Raw genomic sequence first — 16520 nt, 5'->3', positions numbered from 1 at the left:
TCTTACGTCTTAATTATACATGAGAGTGGGACAAAATTGCTTAAGTTAGCGGAGGCTTTTGACGATGGCGAATGGATACATCGGTATTGGTTAAATCGTTTAAATAACGGATTAAGAGCGTCTCACCAGAGACGCTCTTAATGGCTAGACGAACGTCGCGCCGCGCGTGTTAACGTACAGTGAATAAACAGAGTGCGAGCTGGCGATAAAGAGTCGATTGCCTTCTGTTCCGCCAAAGCATAGATTGGCACAGTATTCAGGTATTAAGATATGCCCGATCGCTTTCCCTGATTTATTGAACACCATCACACCGTCCAACTCCTCGGATTTAACTCCCAATGCCCCCGTGCTTCCCCAACCACACCATAAGTTATCGTCTTGATCGCATTTTATGCCGTCAATGCCGCCATGGTTGATGCCTTCGATAAATTTACGACGGCGTCCAAGTCGACCGCTGTCTTTGACATCGTATGCCCAAATAATACGATTGGGTTTCGATAAGCATTCAACGACGTAGAGTACGGATTCATCCGCCGAGAAGCATAGGCCGTTAGGGCCAGCAATGTCTGTAATGACGGCTTCAATCTCTCCAGTAGCAGGGTCCAGACGATACACGCTGTCTGGAAGCTCATTGTCGACAATGTGCCCTTCGTACATGCTGCCGGATTGAAACGGTGGATCAGTGAACCAAATCGTACCGTCACGCTTCACCACCACATCGTTAGGTGAGTTAAAGCGTTTGCCTTTGTAATTATCGGCCAATACGGTAATTTTCCCATTGTGTTCTGTGCGAGTAATGCGTCGGCCTTCCTGTGATGTGGTTGAACCTTCACAAGCAATGAGACGACCTTCTAAATCTCGGCACAAGCCGTTAGAAAAATTTGAATTATGGCGATAGGTACTAAATTGATTCGTGATCTCATCCCAACGCATGATGCGATTATTCGCAATATCGCTGACCAAAAGGTAGCGGCCGTCTCCACTCCATACAGGGCCTTCTGCCCAACGCATACCGGTTGCGAGTCGCTCGACACTGGCGTTGAAAAGGCGATACTTTAAAAAGCTGTCATCGAGTACTTTGACGTTCACATCTGGGTAGCGCAGCGTCAAAGGATCGGCTACAGCGCCACCTGAAAAGCTGGCGCCTACCGCGGCAGCTCCCGTCAGTGCTAATGTGTTTTTAAATAAACGTCTTCTGGATTGTTCCGGTTGATCTGAATGGCCTTTACCGTTTGCTGTATTCATAGCGTGTAATTCCCTTATTTATAGGTAAAGAATGAAAGAGCTTCTTTTTGAGAAAGAGCAAGCCCAGCGAGTTCTTTTGCCGCTTCTTGAGTTTGTCCTACTGCCGAAACGTTTTGATTGACCAAATCCACTGTATTGGTGGTGTTGCGGTTAATATCAGCGGTTACGCTAAATTGTTCATGCGCTGCGGATGCGACCATGGTGTTGATGTCGGTGATGGTGTTAACAAAGGCCACCACTTGGTCAAATGAGCTTTTGACGTTTTCGGAAAGATCAACGGATTGCTTTATTGCGGTAACGTTCTTGATCATATTGTCATTGGCGAGCTTAGCTTGCTCTTGCAGCGTAGAAATAATGGTTTGGATCATCGACGTTGATTCTTGGGTCTTCGCGGCAAGGCTGCGCACCTCATCGGCCACCACGGCAAACCCACGACCTTGCTCTCCTGCACGCGCCGCTTCAATCGCTGCATTCAGGGCCAGCAGGTTCGTTTGCTCAGAAATGGAGCTGATTACATCGGTTACTTCTCCGATGTTCATCGTTTCCGTTCTCAGTTTCTCGATCATGTCGGCGGTGTTCTGTACTTCTTGGCTGATTGAATGAGTCAGTTCTTGAGACTGAACAAGGTCTTTATTGCCTTGCTCGATGCTGTTAATTGCTTGCTTGGCTTGTTCTTCTGCCTGAGTCGCGTTTTGGCTGACTTCTTCCGACGCATTGGAAAGCTCATTTACCGCATTGGCGATCGACTCTACTTCACTCAGTTCATTGTGAGAGTTATCCGCCGTATTTTTCATAACCACGGTTAGCTCTTCTGATGCGGACGAAACACTGTCAGAAATAGAAAGACTATTACGGATGATTTCTGACAATTTGGTGTTCAAAACAAGAATAGATTGATAAATGCCTGTTTCAGAGCCAGATTGCGTCAGAGATTGAGACAAATCGCCGTTTGCTATGTTCGATAATATTTCTGAAATGTGTTTTGGTTCTCCCCCAATCGGCTTGTATATCAGATGGATGAAGCCAAAGTACACAACGCCCAGAGTGATCAGAATCAAAGGGATTACCAAAGTAAATGAGTTGATAAGCATTTCTATACTGGGCTTAAGGACTTCATCATCGGCACTGAATGCGACAACGTTCCAATCCCGATTGGGTAGGTGAGCATGTACAGCGGTCAAATCGACGTCTTCGCCATCAACGTCAATTTGGTAGTGTAATGTCGAGTTACTTGGGCTGAACTCGCGGAACTTGGGCTCTTCTTTGTAGATGTCTTTACCCAGCAGCTCTTGGATTGGTGCTGCCAATATGTAGCCTGCGTCATTAAATACAAAGATTTTATTGGACGGTGTTAACTGATCAATAAAGTCTGTAAATGCGGAGACTTTGAGGGTGATGGCAACCACCGCAACAATTTGGTTTCCATGATAAATGGGAGTGGCAAAAGCGAAGACATCCGCTTGCTCTCCCTCGCCAAAGTAGGCTTCGGTGATGATGTTTTTCTCGTTATTAAAGGCCCGTACATACCATTCTTTTTGCAGATCTTTGGCATTAAAATTCGGAAAGAAGCGACCATTTTCGAAAGAACGCCCATCTTTTAGGGCAACAAAGGCCGCTTGTGCATCAGGAAGAGTGCGTTTTAATTGATCTAAATTTCGTGAAACCTGATCGGGGTCGGCGAACGTATTTTTGTCGTTGAAATCGATAGAAAAGCTATTAAGGGCATTAAAGTAAGTATTAATTTTCTGCTCAAGCAACTCCGCCATAAGAGACGTTTCGACCTGACTTTTTTGCAGAGCATCTTTTTCATTGAACTCACTGAATTCGTCGTAACCATTCCAGGTTAGCACCCCTGATATCACAATAATAAGTAATGAGGTAAAACAAAGGATTTGATATTTTAATGACAGCTTCATTATGTTCCCTTTTAAGATGTCGGATGGCCAACGAGCTGAATTTAGGCAAGCAACTTGGTTCGACTTCCCTAAATGCTCGAACCTAAACTACCTTAGCAAAGATGAATGAAGCTATATGAAAACCGGAGATCCACAATTTATTAGAATATGCACTTAAACAATAGAATTAATATAAAACATTGATGTTTGAGTCTTTATTTCTTCTTATTGTGGTGTTGGTTCGGGTACTTTAATTTAGATAAAACTAAATTAGATCAGTGTGTTTTAATCCGGCTTTGTGCTGTAACCAAGAGTATGTGCCGCTTTTGTTATTGAGTTAAATAAACGGGGAAGTGCGCTCGTATAAGTGCTTTTTATTCTTTAAAACTGAATCTGATTTCATTAAGTAAAGAATTTAGTTTGGAGGGAACTTCTATCTTAAGAGCTTTAGCTCAAAAACGGGTTGTTTTATCCTTATTTTTAGCTAAAACGCAATGTTTTGTGTCAAGAAGGTAAAGTTGGCCTAATTAAAATTGAGCTTTGCTCATAATTAACCTCGCGGCCTTAAATTTCGGGATAATAGTAGAGACGGAAAAAAACATTCAATTTGGATCTGTATGCTGGCTTCGTCTTCTAACGTGTTCTCGCTCCCTTTGGGACATCCCAAGGTCTTTTAGAAAGCGTTCATGCTCATCTGGAAACCGTGCTTCAAATCGGTCATGCCACGCCCACATGTCTGCCTCGCTCAAACCGCTTTCGCGTAGCATTTGACTCCAACTCTCTTTTGTTAGCTTCGCTTGGCTCGTCCACTCCTGTCTTTTGAGCAGCTTAAGCAGTTCCGTTTGTTGAGCTTGTAATGCAAGGATATCCTGATTAATACGCTCTAATTGCTTCTCCAATAATGTTCGATCAGAGTGTGTTTCTCCGTCGAGTATTTGCAGAATGTCTTTCACAGGAACGCCAACCTGACGATATAAGCAAACTTGTGCCAGTCGTTGTTTGTCTTTGTCTGAGTACATTCGATAATTGGCGGAGTTACGCACTGGCGCTTTAATTAAGGTCATTTTTTCATAATAGAGAAGCGTAGACCGAGATAAGCCAAACTCGTCACACAGCGCTTTTATGGAATACATACAGACACCTCTAATGTGTTAAAAATCGAAAGATAAGGTTCAGGGATGATTTGTTTATCAGGCGGTATAAAGCCTAGTCGAGCGTCGTTAGAATACAGTGTCGCTTCATGGTAAAACGACCTTAACAGTATCGGAGCCTCGCTGATCAGATCAGAGTTGATCGCCATAAACTCAGCGAGTGATTGTGTTTTCTGAGCACGCTCCATACGCTGAAAAATGAAATAGCACAGCGCGCAAGTGAGCGTAACATGAAATTTTGATGTGGCTCCTAAACTCTCCGCATAGCCTTTTATTAAGCGTACAACTTCCTGTGTCGCCTTTGCGGAGTTGAATTGCTTATTAAGAATAAACGCCAGCCGTATATGGCCGTTGTGATTAAACTGCGCTGGAGGCAGCGTTTTATTCTCGACGTGTTTAAGAAACTCATGATCTGTCATTGTCTTACCTCGTCATTCGTTGAGATAGGGATGCTAAAGTATAAAGCGGTAGACAGGTCAAAGGTTAAGGATGAAGAAAGTGTATTAAGCCGTATTTCTCGCATTCTTAATAATATAAGTGCCGCTGGCAACAATGACGATCGCCCCGATAAGTGTTGTCGTATCGGGCATTTCTGTCCAAAAGAGCCATCCTAAGAGCGTTGCCCAGAGCAGCCCAGTATAATCAAGCGGCGCAATAACGACCGCAGAGCCCAACCGAAAGGCCTGCGTCATTAACGCCATCCCCGTAATACCAAATGCCGTGATTCCAGCAAACAGCCATAAATCCTCAAGGCGAATAGCCGTCCATACAAAGGGTACGAGCAGACCGCTTAATATCCCGCTTATGCCTGTGAGATACAGCATCTGTGTCCAGACACTCTCGCGAGGGTCTATTTGGCGAGCGCCTAACATCAAGAGTGCGTAGACCACCGCCGTGGCAATCGGCAAGGCTGTCACGGCGTTGAATGCAATCAAGCCGGGACGCACAATGATCAGCATTCCGACAAAGCCCGCTAAAATGGCCAACCATTTCGCGCGGCTGACAGGCTCTTTCAAAAAGACCGATGAAATAATGGCAATAAACAAAGGCGCGACGAAGATCAACGCAGTGGCTTTGGCCAGATCAAGGTACTTAACACTGGTGAAAAACATAATGGTCGCAGCGATCCACAGTAAACTGCGCACAACATGAACGGCGGGTTTATAGGAGCGCAATGCGCTTGTACCGCCAGAATAAAGCGCCAAAAATAACGCAAAAGGGAACGCAAGCACGGTTCTGATAAACAATATTTGAAACGGGGAATAATGCTCCATCAATATTTTGGCAATCGCATCGTTAATACTCAAACAGGCCACGCCCGTACACATCATAAAGATCGCGGTATTGGTATCGCGGTTCAGGTTCGGCATGTTAGGCGCTTCTCAGGTATTAAGGTTTTTAAATGTTTGATTTGTATACAGTGTGCCCTGAATTACCTCGTTCGTCATCCCTTTGACCGTCACAGCAATAAGAACAAAATACACAAACCTGACTGAATGAGATTGAGCGTGACTTAAAAAGAGCCTTGTGCGGGAAAAGGTGCAACTTGTGGTCAACTCCCGTGATGATACTGTTCGGATGATTAACGGTGTAATACTATGATCGAAACCCAAACGCCCCCAAATCGCACCGTATATGAATTGAAGAGAGCACTGGAACATGTCTGATTACGATAAACTTACTGCCCATTACCAAACGATTAACCGCTTCGCCCATGCTCAGTCCATGCTTGGCTGGGATGCCGCCGCCAATATGCCTTCTGGTGGCAACGATGCCCGTGGCGATGCCATGGCGGAATTGTCGGTTCATATTCATCGCCTTTCGACCCAACCGCAACTGGCAGACTGGTTCTCAGGGGTAGAGCAAGCAGCGTTAACGACTGAGCAAAAAGCCAGCCTACGTGAAATGAAACGCAGTTGGCAGCACGCAACGCTCGTACCTGAAGACCTAGTGCAAGCGCAATCCGTAGCCGGTTCTAAATGTGAACACGCGTGGCGAACACAGCGTCAGGAAAACGACTGGGTCGGGTTCGAGAAAAACTGGAAAGAAGTTGTCACGTTATCGCGTGAAGAAGCCAAAATCCGCAGCGAAGCGCTTGGTTTAACCCCGTATGACGCAATGCTCGATAAGTTTGAACCCGGAACCAGCTCTGAATCACTGAATACTTTATTCTCAGACGTGAAAACATGGTTGCCAGAGCTCATCGAAAAAGCACTCGACAAACAGAAGTCTTCAAACATCATCATGCCATCCGGCACTTACCCTGCTGAGACTCAAAAAGCGTTAGGGCTAGAAGTCATGAAGCTACTGAAGTTCGATTTCGATCACGGGCGATTGGATCAAAGTGTTCACCCGTTTTGTGGTGGCGTGCCAACAGACGTGCGGATCACCACACGTTATGACGAGCAAGATTTCGTGCAAGCGTTAATGGGCATCGTTCATGAAACAGGCCACGCTCGTTACGAACAAGGCCTGCCAAAAGCTTACGCAGGTTTACCCGTTGGCGAAGCGCGCTCCATGGGGATTCATGAATCCCAATCGCTATTCTTTGAAATGCAAGTTGGTCGCAGCAAACCGTTTGTTTCCCACTTGTCGCGCTTATCTAAAGATGCCTTTAACGCACATCAAGACCCTGTATTCGCCGAAGAAAACCTGTCTCAACTTTATACGCGAGTTGAAAAAGGTTTCATTCGAGTAGACGCCGACGAACTGACTTACCCAGCCCACGTCATACTTCGCTATGAAATTGAACGCGATCTGATTAACGGCGTAATCGAACACACCGACGTGCCTGAACTGTGGGATGAGAAAATGAAAGCCGCATTGGGCATCTCAACCAAAGGCAACTACAAAAACGGCTGCATGCAAGACATCCACTGGACTGATGGTGCGTTTGGCTACTTCCCAAGCTACACCTTAGGTGCCATGTATGCAGCCCAATACAAAGCTAAAATGACACAAACCGTCGACATAGACGCAGCAATCCAAAGCGGCGACCTAAGCCCCATCTTCCAATGGCTCAGCGACAATATTTGGTCACAAGCATCACTCCACACCACGGATGAACTCGTCACGCGAGCAACCGGAGAGGTGCTGAATGCAGCGCATTTTAGAAAGCATTTGGAACAGCGCTATTTGTAATAGAGCGCCTTCCAAATCAGCATCAACGCTAAGATACGGCTTAAATACTAAGAGATATTAAATTAGTTAACTCATTGCTTTAAATGCAAAAATATCGCGTTCCTTTCCCTTGCCCTTTGTCATTCAAGGGGGAGGGATGGGGTCTCTCAACAATAAGTGACACACACATCGAAGTTGCTCACAGCGTGAGCGAATAAAAAAACAGGGTATATAACCCGTTTATTTTTGCCCTATCTCAAAAATGGCACACTATTTCTGAGGTGAATGACATTCACCTTCTCGCGTTGTCTTTTGCGCTTTCAGAAAGTGTATTAGTATCAAGTGTACAGTGAATGGATGGCCGAAATAGTGTGCCATACCGAGAAATACATAGACGCATGCCCGTCGACATGGCACGGTTTTTCTGAAAGGCTAAAACTCTATTTAGATCAGAGTGTTAGATGTTGGATAAAAATCATACCTGTGCGGTTGAGCATGCCTATTAATAAAATGTTAGGCAACCAATAGGAAGAGGGTATGACTGATAATAGTGAAATAAAAGGACTAGGTGGCTGGCTGATCTTGGTAGGGTTTGGAGTTCTAATAAGCCCTATCAGATTGCTTGTTACGCTTATCCCAACTTACAAGCCAATCTTTGAAGATGGAGCTTGGGAAGCTTTAACTACAGTAGGATCTGAAGTTTATACTCCATATTTCGGTTCTTTATTAGTAGGTGAAATCGCATTTAATACTATTATGGTTGTCGCTTCCATTTATCTAATCTATCTGTTCTTTTCAAAGCATTATCTCTTTCCCAAATTATATATAGGCATTATAGCGGCATCCCTAATATTTATCCCTCTGGACGCTTGGATTGTAACTAAAGTGTTTCCTGGCGAGCCAATGTTCGATCCAGAAACAACAAAAGAATTTATGAGATCATTCATGATCGGTGTAATTTGGGTTCCTTATATGCTCGTTTCGAAAAGAGTCCATGCGACATTCGTAGAAGGTGTGCCTAACAAGCAAATGCAGCCGACCGCTGAAAGCGTCGGCTGATTTGGGCGTTAGCTGCCAGGACAAAGTAATGCACAACATCCTGTACATGTATTTAGTTTTAAACTAAACTTGTTCCATATACTGTACAAGTGAGGTGCAAAATGAGAATAGTCTCTTTTACCGAAGCCCGAAATGGCCTAAAAGCCGTTTTGGACAATGTAATTAACGATGCGGATACTACTGTAATCACTCGTCGTGACTCTGAAGATGCTGTTGTAATGTCATTGGATTACTACAACAGCCTTATGGAAACTGTTCATTTACTTCGTTCTCCAGCTAACGCTGAACACTTAAATCGTTCAATTGCACAGTTTAAAGCGGGTAAAACGACCCAGCGAGAGCTTATTGATGAGTGACAGGTTATTATCATGGACTGATGAAGCTTGGAATGGTTACGTCTATTGGCAGACTCAAGACAAGAAAACATTGAAACGAATCAATAAGCTAATTGCCGATGTTAAGCGCTCTCCATTTGTTGGGATTGGAAAACCAGAGTCCCTTAAAGAAAACCTTTCAGGCTTCTGGTCTCGCAGAATAGATGATACCAATCGTTTGGTATATGCCGTGGATGATATAGCAATTACGGTTATCTCGTGTCGGTATCATTACTAGCGAGTGGCAGCTAACTAGCTCCTTCAAACAAAGCCACCTACTTTTTCGTCTGAAATGCCTAATGCTATTCTGAGTAATGTGTGTCCGGTCTAATGCGCGGATCACTTGAAACGCACGACATTTGTCGAAATGGCACAGCTCCCCGGACACTTGGGCGCCACTCTAGCGGTTAAGGTAAGAAGCAACGATTATGAATTGATCGTTTCCAGCTTTTGGAAAGACTTTGAATCCGCCGGGCATTTTGAAAAAGGCGATTTTGATGATGCTGTTGTAAGACCGAGCACACAAAAACTGTTGAAGTCTTTCGATTTAAAAGTGGAGTATTTTGAAACCGTTGTTGCTACAGGTATTCTCGAATAAATACATAATTTCTATGCTACACAAATAGTCTATACAGGCCACTCATAAGGATCGAAAGGAATAATGAATAGCCCTTTACCTTCAAATCTGGAATTAGAAGCTGTACGTCTAAAATTTGAAAAAATCATACATGCTGAACCAGGAGGGGAGCTTGTACCATATTTCCATTTTAGGATTATTATAAAAAATGGAACGGACGTTGGGCACATAAATTTTAAAGTCGGCAACACTCGACATATTATAATGTGTGTTGGACATATTGGATTTGAAATTGAAGAAAAATATAGAGGTAACGCGTACGCATATTACGCATGCAAAGCGTTAAAACCTCTTATTTTACAGCATTTCAAAAAAATAATATTGACTTCAGATCCAGAGAATCGACCATCGTTAAAAACAATAGAAAAGCTCGGTGCTAGATATTTGGAAGAAATTGAAGTTCCTCCAGATGATCCATCGTATAAAAGTGGATCATTGAGAAAAAAACGTTTTGAATGGGTTCTATAACACAATTTAACCCTGACATTTTTTGTTAATACGAGATCTATACAACCCCCCAAATACATATAGGGCCACCCATAACTTTATTGACGCAAAATCGATAACTCGTTAGCCTCAAATAACAAACTCAAGGATGAGGGGATTCGTTATGCCGAGACCAAGAAGCCAACAAGTCAGCTTGTCTGATGCTCATGATTTAGCGCGTAAACCTTGGTAGTAAAGCGACGCCATTTCAATCAGACGGCTGTAGGTCCGGCGAAATTCAAACAATAAAGAACCATTCAAATATAAAGAATCAAGGGGGACATCGGCATTGAGAAAAAGCATCGCCTGATGGTCATAACATTCATCGACCAAGCTGATAAAGCGCCGAACCGCATCATCATTAATACCCAGCGCCACTTCTCGATCGCCTGTTTGACCAGATCCTATCGCGCCATCTTCGGTACCACGCGCTTTAATATGCTCAAACGGTTCACTACTGAGCTCAGGAATGCCAGAGACCAATATACAAGAATACCTTGCCGCTAACGCCATATAATCCATAGAAGACCTAGGGCCATCACACAAATCATAAAAATCAAACCAGACAACATTGTCTGATTCTTTGACTATTCTAATTGGCCGACCACATACCTGTAGTACTTCTTGTTGAATCGTGCCTTGAGCCATTTGATCAAAAACAGCCTCTAGCTTCTGCTCTTCTTGGACAAAATACATCGGGGCGGCTTGCGTATGGCGCAAACGATGATCTTTACCTCCCGCCAGATTGATACTCACAACATTCGCTTGCAACAAGGCAATAGGGGCCGCAAATCGTTGCTTTTGTAACTGGTTTTGGAATAAATTTTCAACGGCTATATTTGATGTCGCGACCAATACAACCCTTTCTTCAAACAAGGCTTCAATCAAACCACCCAATAGCATGGCATCGCCTATGTCAGAAACAAAAAATTCGTCAAAACATAAGACCTGACATTCTGAAGCCAATCTTTTTGCGATGCCTTTCAACGGATTCTTTTGACCAAAAGCAAGATTTAGCTCTTTATGCAGCCGCGCCATAAAATGATGAAAATGCAACCTAAGGCCAACGCCCTCAGGCAAACATTCATAGAATAAATCCATTAAAAACGTTTTACCGCGCCCCACATCGCCCCACATATAAACGCCTTTATACGGACTTTTTTCTGTCTGTGTAGAGGTCATTTTTATACTCTGATTTTTTGATGGGGAAGCCTTAGAAACCAAGAATTGATGGACTCTATCTAATTCCACCAAAGCAGTCTGCTGGTGCTCGTCAGAGACAATATTATGCTGATTAATACGAAGAAGATAAGCTTGTGACGGTGATAACATGCAGAAGGGCGTCTCTATCGATAAAAGAAAAATTGTCCCTCTTTATCCCTATATTCACAAGAGCGGCACTTGTTTATTTTCTGACAGATGCCTTTCTATAAGATTGTGAAATTTCCTCGTTCCGTACTTTCTATACCGACCGCTTTCTATACAGGCCAATTATAACTTTTAGGCTATAAAATGGATGCCCTGAATTATTCATTGCACAAATCTCGCGAACATTGTTACCCTTTACCGAGTCAGTATGTAGCAAATATGGATATTAAAAACATGAACTTAGGACAAGTACGAAATAAGCTGATGGCACACGGATTTAAAGCCTCTATTGATAAGCGCGGGGATCGACTACAGGTCGGAACTTGGAAGTCTTTATATCGCTTCACTGTGCGTTATCATGAATTATCTAACACCTTTAAATTGGAAAGCAGTAAAGTATTCGGCCCCTTGAATATTGTGTTTGGTTTGTTCGGGGTTTGGCAGTTGATTAGTGTCTTTTTCAATGCGGAGGGCGGTGAGGCAATCTCACTGTTCTCACTGTTGCTCGCACCTCTTATCTTCTTCTCTTTGTTAATAGAGGTTCTGCGGTTCCTTTTCCAGCCTTCAGCTGAAAGAACTGCGCTAAATATTATTAATACCTACTCAGGTGAAGAGTGAGTTCTTTCCTTATTCAATCACGGTAAAGTCTGCTTTTTTGTACTGCGGCATGGTCATTCCAACATTGGCGTTGATGTAGGTGGGGTCGGCGACGGTATACCTTCTTCCTTTGTAGTTAACGCTGTCACCTCGAACCTCGTGTGACAAAGACACCGCGGTAGCAACGTGATTAGAGTATTTCAGTCCAACTACATCTAGCCCCAGTAGGCTTTTTACTAATGTTTGAAATAGGATGCTGCGGTCTTCGCAATCGCTGTATGGGAAGTGAACCGTTTCGTCGGGAAACATGACTTTTTCATAGGCGAATTGGTCACCGTCTGTTTTGTATTTGAAAGCCGTTTGAGTAAAGCGCAATAAAAAGTTCACGGCTTCCAGTTCGGTCATTCCGTTTATATGAACTGAGAGGTCTTTCAGAAGAGAGTTGTTTATTTGCCTTGAGTTGGTGGCATCAAAGTAGATGCGATAGTCGGATTGAGGCAGGGTGTTATAAAAGGAAACCAGGGTGTCTGAGTACGTTGCGTTGACGGTGTAGGAACGGTTCTCAAAATCAAAGGTTAAGGCTTTGTGCTGAATGTCGTTGTCGATTCTAAGTGGCGTTTTGATTGCAAAAGAGAGCTTTTGCCTTGCATCTGGATAGTGGCCTTTGTATGTATGCAGGCGCTTGATTGGGCGGCTTTCTTTGGATAATGCTCTGTTTGTTAATGCTTTGTTTTCCAATACACTGTTTGGCAATAAATAGTATCGCGCATTGTCGATGTTAAAAAACGGCACGCTGTAGAGGCTGTGTTGCATCGCGGAAAGGAGGTAAACATCGCGTTTGTCGTAACCTACTTTGAGATCGTAGCCCATTTTAACCATCATAAACCAAGTGAATAAGTTCGCTTTGTTCTGATTTTTATAGAGCGTTTGCCCTGCTTGTTGAATAAACAGGTATTTTGCCCAGTCGTTTAGCGCTAGCGCTTTGATGTAATCTTGCATTTGAGATTCCAATGTTTGGTATTTGGATTCACTCAGTTGCTTCCATACGCTTCCGATGCTTTCGTTGTTGGTGCTTCTAAAACGGAATAACAGGCTTCGATCGTAATTTAGCGTGATGCTTTCACCAAAGAAATGAAACTGAATCTTCTTTTTGCGCTCCTCTATTTTAGGCATCACTTTGGTGGGGGGAGTGGCGGTTTGTATTGGTTTCGCTTTTATCTCTACTTTTGGGGAATGTTTAAGTTCGTCGTTATTGAGCGGCTCTTGCTTTTTCGCAATTGGGTACGTTGACGGTTTGGGTGTTGTATAAGGTGCTGAGGTTTTTATGGCATTAAACTCTTGCCATGATTGCTGTAGTAAACTGGCAAACTCATTATCTACCGACTTTTTAAAGGCATCAAAGTCATCGTCTACGGATTGCTTAAAACGGTCGAAGTCTTCTAGCATGTCGTCTTCAAAATGCTCGAACTTCGAGCTCTTTTTACTGTTCTTAAATTCGGATTCCAGTTCTGCAAAGGGATCTGAGGCTGCGAGAGCCGGTTGAGCTAAGATCAGTATAGCGAGAAGAAGGTTTTTCATGTCATCCCTTAAGCGACAGGCGAAGAATGTCTATGTTGCTTTGAAAGGCTCTAATGTACAAGTTTCTTTATAGTTGAAAGTCGCCGCTGCGCCACCGTGATCAGGTGAACGGTTCTGGGGGGATTCAATTCGCCAATCATCTGAGAACTGGGTAAAAAGACAAAGATAGACGAGCAATCACGCTTCAAGAAAAGGGTGAGATCGAGGGGGCTAAGAGGTGCATTACAGTTATGTGCCATATTTTGTACATGTATTTATTCAGGGGGGAACTTGTTCAAAATAATGTACAAGTGAGGCGCGATATGAAAATTGTTTCTTTTACCGAAGCGAGAAATGGCCTTAAAGCCGTTTTGGACGGCGTTGTGAATGACGCCGATACAACGGTTATTACTCGTCGGGATTCTGAAGATGCTGTTGTCATGTCACTGGATTACTACAACAGCCTTATGGAAATGTACACTTACTTCGTTCACCTGCGACTACTAGTTACTCGCAGTCTTATTAAAGTGTTCTCGGGATAGTAATATGTCGTTTTGGGCACTTCCTGAGATGCCAGCTCATTCTTTATGTGGGGATACATCTATATGTGCAATAAAGGCTTTCGCCAAAGGTGGGGGCTTGCTCCGTCGGGCTTTAGTTTCCTAACGATACAGAGGAGCGTTTATGACATATGAGTTTAAGAAATCACTGATCATCGGCAGCGTTATGGGATTGATTTTTTGGCTTATTAGTTATTTTGAATATTTTAGTATCTTAATATCCTTAGCCATGTGCGTCTTATTTGGCCCTTTAACGGTATGGCAAATTAGGAAGAAACCAAATAGTTATGCGTTGGTCATTAGCTTAACCTCTGGCGTTTTCTTGATTTTTTCCTATGGTTTTAAAATTGGCGCTATTTATACGCTAGGTGTCCTGTCGGTGTATGGCATCATGTCGGTGCAGTTTTCAATAGCGCTTGAAAACTCCTATGACAACATTAGGTTCATTGCTAGTAAATTCAAAAAGCGTAAATGAACAAATGTTACAAAAAAGCGTTTCCCTTATAAAAGTTCGATATGAAGACCGCTTTTATTTGTTCTTATTCGAAAGTCACCCATAAAAACGTGGGCTGTACTCACTAGATTCGCTTTTTATAGAGTTGTGATGAGGAAGGATATAACGATATGAAACGTGAAGAAATACTGCTTGTTTATGACCGTGAATGTCCCGCTTGTCATGCGTACTGTCAGGTGGTCAATATTCGCGACAGTGTGGGAGATTTACGCATCGTAGATGCAAGGGAAGACAGCTTTGTTATGGAAGAGATTACCTCTCAAGGTCTCGACATCGATCAAGGAATGGTGCTCAAAATGGGCGGACAACTCTATTATGGCGCGGATGCCATTCATGCTCTGGCGCTGATTGGCAGCCGATCAGGCTTATTCAATCGAATGAACTATTGGATGTTCAAATCGAAAACCGCAGCATCCATTCTCTATCCCATGCTGAGGTTTTGTCGAAGTATTTTGTTAAAACTACTTGGCAAAACAAAAATCAATAATCTCAACATCGAAGGCAATGATAAATTCTAACGGCCTCAACCTAATGAACCTTATTGCCTCTTCAGTTATGCCAAGATCAAGAGTCCAACAGGTTGGTTTACCTAATTCTTTTAATATTTCTGATTACCTGAACTAAATAGGTAAGTTGTGACCGTCATGATTATTGTGCTGGCTGTTTGTGTAGCACAATAATCAATCAAAAACTGACCAGAGAACAGCCCGCGACTTACTGTAAATTAGCAACGTTAGACCTAAATTCAGGGATGTCTAACGCCTGACATTCAACTGGTGGGTTTGATTGTTGAGCCTGAAACTAATATGTTGGATAGTGAGCTTATTCAATTAAATGGAATCGATGTAATGCAAGCTGTGATTTTTGATATGGATGGCACTCTTATTGACTCAGAACCAATGTGGAAAGAGGCTGAGAAAGAAATATTCTCTTCTCTTGGCGTTAACGTAAGTGAGGCGCTATCTGCTAAAACCGCGTCCATGACGACGCGAGAGGTCACTGAGTTTTGGTATAGTCACTTTCCTTGGTTAGGCAAAAATATAGAGCAAGTTGAAAATGAAGTTGTTGAGCGCGTCGCGGCTCTGATTTCAGAAAACGGTGGACCTATGGAAGGCGTCGAATATATTTTAAATTTCTTCCAGAAGAAAGAAATGAAAATAGGGTTATCAACTAATGCTCCTTCTAGGTTAATCCCTGTCGTTCTGAACAAGCTTGGCATTTCACACTACTTTCACAGTACCTCTTCTTCTGAGCACGAAACTCAAGGAAAGCCTGATCCAGCAGTCTATTTGACCACCGCTAAAAAGTTGGGGGTTGAGCCTTCAAAGTGTATTGCATTCGAAGACTCCCTATCAGGAATTATTGCTGCTAGTAAGGCAAATATTAAAACAGTTGCCGTTCCGCCTCGTACTGAGTTTACAGATAAAAAATATGACATGTCCCACGTAAAACTTAGTCGGTTATCGGATTTCACCGATAGTCATCTTGAAGCAATAGCATGTAGTAACTAGCAGCATATAGCGCCATGGCGTTAAACTTTATGTCTAGTTAGGCCATTTTAAATAGGAGTTATTATGGAAAATGTAAGTATCCCGTTTCAGACAATAGACTGGAAAGGTGTTCCTCGAACTGAGCACAAGGGCGAAACTGGGATGTCCTATTGGCAAACAATTGAGTTTGAAGGTTTGAGAGTTCGGCTTGTTGAGTATTCCAAACATTATAAAGCGGACCACTGGTGCGAAAAAGGCCACATTGTCTATTGCTTGGAAGGTGAAGTGGTAAACGAGCTAAAGGATGGTACCAAATCCATATTAGAGCCCGGCATGTCATACATAGTGTCGGACGATCTTAGTGCTCATCGCTCGATTACGGCTGAGAAGGGCGTTAAGTTGCTCATCATTGACGGAGTGTTTTTACAGTCCAATGCCAAACAAGTGGCTTAAATCGGGAACATAGC

Annotated in this window: 18 protein-coding genes and 1 pseudogene; 12 read left to right on the top strand and 7 right to left on the bottom strand. The window is 43.2% G+C overall.

Going from position 1 to position 16520, the window contains the following annotated elements; genetic code table 11:
• Positions 1–144: 144 nt before the first annotated feature.
• From MARME_RS19595 to MARME_RS19575, 5 genes are all read right to left on the bottom strand, one after another.
• The gene (locus MARME_RS19595; RefSeq protein WP_013663010.1) at positions 145–1245 is read right to left on the bottom strand and encodes an SMP-30/gluconolactonase/LRE family protein; all 1101 of its coding nucleotides are present in this window, start codon (positions 1243–1245) and stop codon (positions 145–147) included.
• Between the two features lie 14 nt (positions 1246–1259).
• A complete protein-coding gene (locus MARME_RS19590) occupies positions 1260–3161 on the bottom strand; it encodes a methyl-accepting chemotaxis protein (RefSeq protein WP_013663009.1) in 1902 nt (633 codons plus the stop codon).
• Between the two features lie 581 nt (positions 3162–3742).
• Positions 3743–4273 (bottom strand): MerR family transcriptional regulator, encoded by a 531-nt coding sequence (locus MARME_RS19585; RefSeq protein ID WP_013663008.1) that lies wholly within the window; start codon positions 4271–4273, stop codon positions 3743–3745.
• On the bottom strand, positions 4261–4710 hold the full coding sequence (locus MARME_RS21675) for a hypothetical protein (protein WP_013663007.1): 450 nt from the start codon (positions 4708–4710) through the stop codon (positions 4261–4263). Before MARME_RS21675 ends, MARME_RS19585 begins: the two co-directional genes overlap by 13 nt.
• Positions 4711–4794: 84 nt before the next feature.
• The gene (locus MARME_RS19575; protein ID WP_013663006.1) at positions 4795–5661 is read right to left on the bottom strand and encodes a DMT family transporter; all 867 of its coding nucleotides are present in this window, start codon (positions 5659–5661) and stop codon (positions 4795–4797) included.
• Positions 5662–5950: 289 nt separating this feature from the next.
• Between MARME_RS19575 and MARME_RS19570 the strand changes: the two genes are divergently transcribed.
• The 6 genes from MARME_RS19570 to MARME_RS19545 all read left to right on the top strand — a co-directional run bounded on the left by MARME_RS19570 (position 5951) and on the right by MARME_RS19545 (position 9949).
• The gene (locus tag MARME_RS19570; RefSeq protein ID WP_013663005.1) at positions 5951–7432 is read left to right on the top strand and encodes a carboxypeptidase M32; all 1482 of its coding nucleotides are present in this window, start codon (positions 5951–5953) and stop codon (positions 7430–7432) included.
• A gap of 516 nt (positions 7433–7948) precedes the next feature.
• Positions 7949–8470 (top strand): DUF2569 domain-containing protein, encoded by a 522-nt coding sequence (locus MARME_RS19565; protein ID WP_013663004.1) that lies wholly within the window; start codon positions 7949–7951, stop codon positions 8468–8470.
• A 101-nt stretch (positions 8471–8571) separates the two neighbouring features.
• Positions 8572–8826 carry a type II toxin-antitoxin system Phd/YefM family antitoxin gene (locus MARME_RS19560; protein ID WP_013663003.1) on the top strand — a complete coding sequence of 85 codons (255 nt, stop codon included), beginning with the start codon at positions 8572–8574 and terminating at the stop codon, positions 8824–8826.
• A complete protein-coding gene (locus tag MARME_RS19555; RefSeq protein ID WP_013663002.1) occupies positions 8819–9082 on the top strand; it encodes a Txe/YoeB family addiction module toxin in 264 nt (87 codons plus the stop codon). The genes MARME_RS19560 and MARME_RS19555 overlap by 8 nt, the downstream gene beginning before the upstream one ends.
• A gap of 105 nt (positions 9083–9187) precedes the next feature.
• The gene (locus MARME_RS19550; RefSeq protein WP_223294992.1) at positions 9188–9442 is read left to right on the top strand and encodes a hypothetical protein; all 255 of its coding nucleotides are present in this window, start codon (positions 9188–9190) and stop codon (positions 9440–9442) included.
• A gap of 63 nt (positions 9443–9505) precedes the next feature.
• Positions 9506–9949, top strand: coding sequence for a GNAT family N-acetyltransferase (locus tag MARME_RS19545; RefSeq protein WP_013663000.1), 444 nt, complete (start codon positions 9506–9508; stop codon positions 9947–9949).
• Positions 9950–10132: 183 nt separating this feature from the next.
• Here MARME_RS19545 and zapE read toward each other — a convergent pair whose 3' ends face one another.
• Positions 10133–11299, bottom strand: coding sequence for a cell division protein ZapE (zapE, locus tag MARME_RS19540; protein ID WP_013662999.1), 1167 nt, complete (start codon positions 11297–11299; stop codon positions 10133–10135).
• Between the two features lie 180 nt (positions 11300–11479).
• On the opposite strand from zapE, the gene MARME_RS19535 reads away from it, so the two are divergent.
• Complete coding sequence (locus tag MARME_RS19535) at positions 11480–11953, top strand: hypothetical protein (protein ID WP_013662998.1); 474 nt, start codon at positions 11480–11482, stop codon at positions 11951–11953.
• Between the two features lie 9 nt (positions 11954–11962).
• Here MARME_RS19535 and MARME_RS21670 read toward each other — a convergent pair whose 3' ends face one another.
• The gene (locus MARME_RS21670; protein ID WP_013662997.1) at positions 11963–13510 is read right to left on the bottom strand and encodes a hypothetical protein; all 1548 of its coding nucleotides are present in this window, start codon (positions 13508–13510) and stop codon (positions 11963–11965) included.
• A gap of 302 nt (positions 13511–13812) precedes the next feature.
• Between MARME_RS21670 and MARME_RS19525 the strand changes: the two are divergent.
• The 5 genes and pseudogenes from MARME_RS19525 to MARME_RS19505 form a co-directional block, all read left to right on the top strand.
• Positions 13813–14000 (top strand): annotated as a pseudogene (locus MARME_RS19525) (type II toxin-antitoxin system Phd/YefM family antitoxin); the annotation flags it as partial.
• A 173-nt stretch (positions 14001–14173) separates the two neighbouring features.
• Positions 14174–14524: a hypothetical protein gene (locus MARME_RS19520; protein ID WP_013662995.1), complete on the top strand. Its 351-nt coding sequence runs from the start codon at positions 14174–14176 to the stop codon at positions 14522–14524.
• Positions 14525–14673: 149 nt separating this feature from the next.
• Positions 14674–15081 (top strand): DCC1-like thiol-disulfide oxidoreductase family protein, encoded by a 408-nt coding sequence (locus MARME_RS19515; RefSeq protein ID WP_013662994.1) that lies wholly within the window; start codon positions 14674–14676, stop codon positions 15079–15081.
• Positions 15082–15369: 288 nt separating this feature from the next.
• Complete coding sequence (hxpB, locus tag MARME_RS19510) at positions 15370–16074, top strand: hexitol phosphatase HxpB (RefSeq protein ID WP_013662993.1); 705 nt, start codon at positions 15370–15372, stop codon at positions 16072–16074.
• 63 nt (positions 16075–16137) lie between these two features.
• A complete protein-coding gene (locus MARME_RS19505) occupies positions 16138–16506 on the top strand; it encodes a DHCW motif cupin fold protein (RefSeq protein WP_013662992.1) in 369 nt (122 codons plus the stop codon).
• Positions 16507–16520: the final 14 nt, after the last annotated feature.

Origin of the sequence: Marinomonas mediterranea MMB-1, assembly GCF_000192865.1 — a bacterium.
Taxonomy (GTDB): Bacteria; Pseudomonadota; Gammaproteobacteria; order Pseudomonadales; family Marinomonadaceae; genus Marinomonas; species Marinomonas mediterranea.
The sequence above is the reverse complement of the archived record's forward strand: the minus strand, read 5'-3'. Positions and strand labels throughout refer to the sequence as shown.

Coding starts and splice junctions, on each gene's coding strand:
- MARME_RS19595 (WP_013663010.1), bottom strand. CDS start 1,245: ATGAATACAGCAAACGGTAAAGGCCATTCAGATCAACCGGAACAATCC.
- MARME_RS19590 (WP_013663009.1), bottom strand. CDS start 3,161: ATGAAGCTGTCATTAAAATATCAAATCCTTTGTTTTACCTCATTACTT.
- MARME_RS19585 (WP_013663008.1), bottom strand. CDS start 4,273: ATGTATTCCATAAAAGCGCTGTGTGACGAGTTTGGCTTATCTCGGTCT.
- MARME_RS21675 (WP_013663007.1), bottom strand. CDS start 4,710: ATGACAGATCATGAGTTTCTTAAACACGTCGAGAATAAAACGCTGCCT.
- MARME_RS19575 (WP_013663006.1), bottom strand. CDS start 5,661: ATGCCGAACCTGAACCGCGATACCAATACCGCGATCTTTATGATGTGT.
- MARME_RS19570 (WP_013663005.1), top strand. CDS start 5,951: ATGTCTGATTACGATAAACTTACTGCCCATTACCAAACGATTAACCGC.
- MARME_RS19565 (WP_013663004.1), top strand. CDS start 7,949: ATGACTGATAATAGTGAAATAAAAGGACTAGGTGGCTGGCTGATCTTG.
- MARME_RS19560 (WP_013663003.1), top strand. CDS start 8,572: ATGAGAATAGTCTCTTTTACCGAAGCCCGAAATGGCCTAAAAGCCGTT.
- MARME_RS19555 (WP_013663002.1), top strand. CDS start 8,819: ATGAGTGACAGGTTATTATCATGGACTGATGAAGCTTGGAATGGTTAC.
- MARME_RS19545 (WP_013663000.1), top strand. CDS start 9,506: ATGAATAGCCCTTTACCTTCAAATCTGGAATTAGAAGCTGTACGTCTA.
- zapE (WP_013662999.1), bottom strand. CDS start 11,299: ATGTTATCACCGTCACAAGCTTATCTTCTTCGTATTAATCAGCATAAT.
- MARME_RS19535 (WP_013662998.1), top strand. CDS start 11,480: ATGGATGCCCTGAATTATTCATTGCACAAATCTCGCGAACATTGTTAC.
- MARME_RS21670 (WP_013662997.1), bottom strand. CDS start 13,510: ATGAAAAACCTTCTTCTCGCTATACTGATCTTAGCTCAACCGGCTCTC.
- MARME_RS19520 (WP_013662995.1), top strand. CDS start 14,174: ATGACATATGAGTTTAAGAAATCACTGATCATCGGCAGCGTTATGGGA.
- MARME_RS19515 (WP_013662994.1), top strand. CDS start 14,674: ATGAAACGTGAAGAAATACTGCTTGTTTATGACCGTGAATGTCCCGCT.
- hxpB (WP_013662993.1), top strand. CDS start 15,370: ATGTTGGATAGTGAGCTTATTCAATTAAATGGAATCGATGTAATGCAA.
- MARME_RS19505 (WP_013662992.1), top strand. CDS start 16,138: ATGGAAAATGTAAGTATCCCGTTTCAGACAATAGACTGGAAAGGTGTT.